Source organism: Longimonas sp. (genome assembly GCF_046498435.1).
Taxonomy (GTDB): Bacteria; Bacteroidota; Rhodothermia; order Rhodothermales; family Salinibacteraceae; genus Longimonas.
The window spans coordinates 1-4382 of the sequence record NZ_JAWOAR010000028.1; the positions used below are offsets into that span (position 1 = coordinate 1).

The 4382-nt window shown below is 61.9% G+C and carries 5 protein-coding genes; 1 reads left to right on the forward strand and 4 read right to left on the reverse strand.

Annotated features, from left to right (window positions below):
* Positions 1-1467 (forward strand): ATP-binding protein (locus tag R6U20_RS01190; RefSeq protein WP_410336043.1); only part of this gene is annotated, 1467 nt, incomplete at its 5' end.
* On the opposite strand, the gene R6U20_RS01195 is transcribed toward R6U20_RS01190, so the two are convergent.
* From R6U20_RS01195 to R6U20_RS01210, 4 genes are all read right to left on the reverse strand, one after another.
* Positions 1461-2279: an EcsC family protein gene (locus tag R6U20_RS01195; protein WP_410336044.1), complete on the reverse strand. Its 819-nt coding sequence runs from the start codon at positions 2277-2279 to the stop codon at positions 1461-1463. The two genes, R6U20_RS01190 and R6U20_RS01195, sit on opposite strands and share 7 nt — an antisense overlap.
* A gap of 92 nt (positions 2280-2371) precedes the next feature.
* Positions 2372-3733: an NAD(P)/FAD-dependent oxidoreductase gene (locus R6U20_RS01200; RefSeq protein ID WP_410336045.1), complete on the reverse strand. Its 1362-nt coding sequence runs from the start codon at positions 3731-3733 to the stop codon at positions 2372-2374.
* Between the two features lie 108 nt (positions 3734-3841).
* The gene (locus R6U20_RS01205; protein WP_410336046.1) at positions 3842-4060 is read right to left on the reverse strand and encodes a hypothetical protein; all 219 of its coding nucleotides are present in this window, start codon (positions 4058-4060) and stop codon (positions 3842-3844) included.
* A gap of 107 nt (positions 4061-4167) precedes the next feature.
* Positions 4168-4382 (reverse strand): hypothetical protein (locus tag R6U20_RS01210; protein WP_410336047.1); only part of this gene is annotated, 215 nt, incomplete at its 5' end.

Consider the following 4382-nt stretch of genomic DNA (forward strand, 5'->3'; position numbering starts at 1 on the left):
CCGCTCGACCAGGCGCTCTGCAACACCACCATCCGCACGCCCGGGCTGATGGTCGTTGAAGATGCGCGCCACGATCCGCGGTTCAAGGGCAACCCCTTTGTGGCCGGGCCACCGCACCTGCGCTTTTACATGAGTATGCCGCTCACCTCGCCCGATGGCTTCCGCGTGGGCACGCTCTGCGTAATGGATACAAAGCCGCGCTCCCCTTCGACCCACGACCAGGAGACGATCAAAAAGCTGGCGCAGGTCGTCATGGATGAGCTGGAGATGCGCGCCACCGAGAGCCAGCGTGCCTACCGCGAGCTCTACGACCGCGAGCAGCGGCTGCGCAACCTGGCCAACAGCATTCCCGGGGTGGTTTTTCGCATGGAAACCAACACCGCCCCCAACGGCACGCCGCGTTACGACGTGCCGTTTATCAGCGAGTACGCTCGGAACCTGCTCGGCTATCCGCTCGACGAGCGAGGCACTACCGGCGCGTTCACGTGGTTTGTAGCCCGCGTGCATCCCGACCATCGCAAGCCGTTTCTCGACTCGGTTGTCGAAGCCATCCGCACCGGCACCCCCTGGCGGCACGACATCCCCTTTCAGATGGATACCGGGGCCATTCGGTGGATTCGCGGCGTAGCGGTACCGGAGCAGGGGCCTAACGGGCTCACCATGAATGGTGTGCTCTTAGACAGCACTGCCGAGAAGAAAGCCGAGGCCGCGCTGCGCGAGTCCAAAGAGAAGGCCGAAGAGATGAGCCGGCTCAAATCAGCCTTCCTCACCAACATGAGTCACGAAGTCCGCACGCCGCTGGCTGCGATCATAGGGTTTGCGGATGTGCTCAATGATCTGGATCTAAAGGGCCCTGCCGACAAGTTCAGCACACTCATGCGGCGGTCGAGCCAGCGCTTGCTCGATACGCTCAACGCCGTGCTGGAGCTCTCGCAACTCGAAGCCTCGGTAGTGGACCTGCAGCCGACTCCGCTCAGCATAGCTGCTACGCTGCACGACGTTGTGGCCTCGTTCCGGGCCCGAGCCAACGAGAACGATATAACGCTGGAACTGAAGCGCCCCTCCTCGGATGTGGAGGGCGTTACCGACCGCCAGGCGCTCACGCGCATCCTTACGCATCTCATCGATAACGCAATCAAGTTCACTCCAGCGGGTGGAACGGTTACCGTGAGACTTTCCGCTGCCGAAGATGCCCTCACGTTTACGGTGGCGGATACCGGGGTCGGCATCGAGAACGACATGGTGCCGCAGATTTTTGCGGCGTTTCAGCAGGCCTCCACCGGTTGTGCGCGCTCGCACGAAGGGAGCGGCCTGGGCCTCACCATTACCAAGCATCTGGTGGAGCTGATGCAAGGGGCGATTTCGGTGGATACCGCGCCGGATACCGGCACCACGGTGCGTGTGCGCTTGCCGCGCCGCCCGGTACCTAATGCTGTTACAACGGACCCGGCCCAGCTCCGCTACTGATGCCGCTCTTTCCAGTCCAGGTACAGCGCGCGGCTGCACATGAACGACGTCTTGGCGGTGGATTTGGTGAACCAGTAGTTCACGCCCGCCCCCACGGCGGCCCCGGCCAGCGGGATGAGCTGGCCCAGCTTGCGGCGGATCAGTGCCTTGGCGATCTCGCGCGGCACGTGACGGTTCTGCTCGTGGAACGACCCCGCGCGGCGTCCGCTGTACGGATGGTCGTGCACCAGAGCCGCCGCGGCCACGCTGGACTCACGAAGCGCATCGGCACGGGCGGCGCGGCTGCCCGAGGCGGCGGCGGTAAAGATGGCCAGCACGAGCGGACGGTACGCGGCGTCGTGCATCGGGAAGCCGTAACACGCGCTGATCGTCTGAATCACGCGGAAGTTGATCGTAAACAGCAGCGGGATATCGGCCACCAGGAGCGCCGCGCCACCGAGTCCGGTGCCGCCGCCCTCCAGCGCTGCAATAAGTGCGTTCTGTTGCATGCGCGTCTCGGCCAACTCGTCGAGCACCTCCAGCGGTTCGTGGCGGAGTTCTTCCACGGCGTCGATGTCGAGTCCCTGTTCGCGGGCATCAGAGCGGACGGTGTCGAGCACGCCGGTGCGCGCCGACATGTCGCTAAGTTGCGAGAGCGCTTCGGCGGTCACATCTTCGGCGCGGTCGAGCATCTCGCCCGATACGCTGCGCTCCACCACCCAGTCCACCGGCTGCATGGCCCAGTTGATGAGCTGCGAGACGGGCGAGCCCATGCTCTGCGCCCAGGTATCAATATCGCGGCGGGCAGCGCGTTCGTCGGCGGTAAGACGCATGGGCACAAGGCAGGTTGGCTATGGGGATGCGAAAGGTAGGCTCGAAGCCGTCCATTGTACGCATCCCCCAAACGCAAAGTTACGACGCAAGGTTATGCCACCGGCGCGGCAGGCGACTCGGCTTCTTTGGGGGCGTGCTCCGAATCCAGAATGAGGCGGGCGTGGCGCTTGTACGTGAAGTAGTTGTAGATCCAGTCCATGAACACGCTGGCGCGGTTGCGAAAGCCGACCAGCTTGGCGATGTGGATGACGACCCACATGAGCCAGGCAATGATGCCCTTGAACTTGAGTCCGCCTGCCAGCTCGGCCACGGCAGCGTTGCGTCCGATGGTAGCCATCTGCCCGTAGTCGCTGTACGAGAACGCGGTGCGCGTGCGCCCCTGCACATCTTTACGGATCTGCTCGGCGGCATGCTCACCCGACTGAATGGCGACCTGCGCGACCTGCGGCAGCCAGTCGCTGGTTTCGTCGCGCTCCATAGCGGCCATGTCGCCCACCACAAACACATTGTCGTGGGTAGGCAGCGCCAGCGTATCGGAGACGATGACCTGTCCGCTGCGCACCTGTTCGGCATGGAGCAGATCAGCCAGTGGACTGGCCTGCACGCCCGCGGCCCAGATGAGGGTTTGCGTGGGGATGCGCAAACCATCGGCCAGCGTGACGGCGTCGGAGGCGACCTGGTTGACCGTGGTGCCCGTTCGCACGTCTACGCCGCGGTCTTCGAGGGTGCGGCGCGTGTAGTCTTGCAGCGAGTCGTCGTAGCCTTGCAGCAGGGCGTCTTGCATCTCCAAAAGAATGACGCGGGCCTGCTCGCGCACGTCGAAGTCGGGATAGTCGCGGTTGAGCGTGTCAAAGAGCTCCACGAGCGCGCCGCCCATCTCAACACCGGTGGGTCCGCCGCCCACGAGCACGAAGTTCAGCATCCCATCGGGAATGGTGTCGGGGGATTCGAGGCGCAGGCGGTCGTAGCGCTCAAACTGGCGCAGCGTGTGGTGGCGCAGGCTGACGGCATCGGTCACGTTCTTGAGCGGGAAAGCATGTTCGGCAGCGCCCTCCACACCAAAGTAGTTGACCTCGGCCCCACCGGCCACGACCAGGTAATCGTAGGCGATGAAACCGTTATCGAGTTCGATGCGCTGGCTTTGCGTGTCGATGTCGGTGACGGTGCCCATCCGGAAGCGGATGTTGTCGTCGTTGCGGAAGATGTCGCGCACGTTGTGGGCAATGTCATCCGGTTCCAGTCCGGCCATGGCCACCTCGTAGAGAAGCGGCTGAAACTTGTGGTAGTTGTTGCGATCCACGAGCGTGACCTCGACCGGTGAGCGGCGCAGCGCCTGCGCAGCATGCAGCCCGCCAAACCCGGCGCCGATGATAACGACGTGAGGCGGCGCGCCAGCAGGCGACTCGGGAGGGGCAGATCCGTTCGAAGACGATCCGTTGACAGGCATAGTCATAGCAAAAGGGGATTGGGTTACATGCAATACTGCACATGCGATGTATAACGCCTGCACGGCTGGAATGTGCGGAGTTTGCGGGGCGGAAGCGGCAGAGAGACAGCAACGTTACGGGGTTAGGGAGGTGGGCTTCAAGAAAACATAACAATTTGCTGGGCAGACGTTCTTGCGTTTAGCCTCGTCGGCGTTGGCGATCCGTACGGTGATTGCATCTACGATGACATCCAGCGCCCCGATGATCTGGTTGTCCGGGCCATGGACGTAGACGACGAGGGCATCTACCTGGGGCTGGAGGACGACATCCCCGAGGTACTCGTGTTTGTGCATCCGGATGCGCAGTGACTCATACCCCAGAACCTGACTGTGAATGATGTCGATCTCTAAGCACGGGTTGTGCCATGGGTTCAGAAGGCGTACAGTTCTCCATTGCCCTGTCATCCAGATCCTGAATCGAGTTCAGGACAGGCAAGGCGCCCCTCCAGGAATTTATTGGTTAGAAAATTGCGGTCTTTTTCCTCAATATTTATTCCTTCAGTCCAAAAGTCACTACGGGTTAAAGTTTCTTGTACTTGGTCAATCTTTGGTTCTAAAGCAGTTCGAGAGGCTTTCCAATTTTGAGATCGACTCTCAATCTGTAACTGTTTTTTTA

Coding starts and splice junctions, on each gene's coding strand:
- R6U20_RS01195 (WP_410336044.1), bottom strand. CDS start 2,279: ATGCGTCTTACCGCCGACGAACGCGCTGCCCGCCGCGATATTGATACC.
- R6U20_RS01200 (WP_410336045.1), bottom strand. CDS start 3,733: ATGACTATGCCTGTCAACGGATCGTCTTCGAACGGATCTGCCCCTCCC.
- R6U20_RS01205 (WP_410336046.1), bottom strand. CDS start 4,060: ATGCACAAACACGAGTACCTCGGGGATGTCGTCCTCCAGCCCCAGGTA.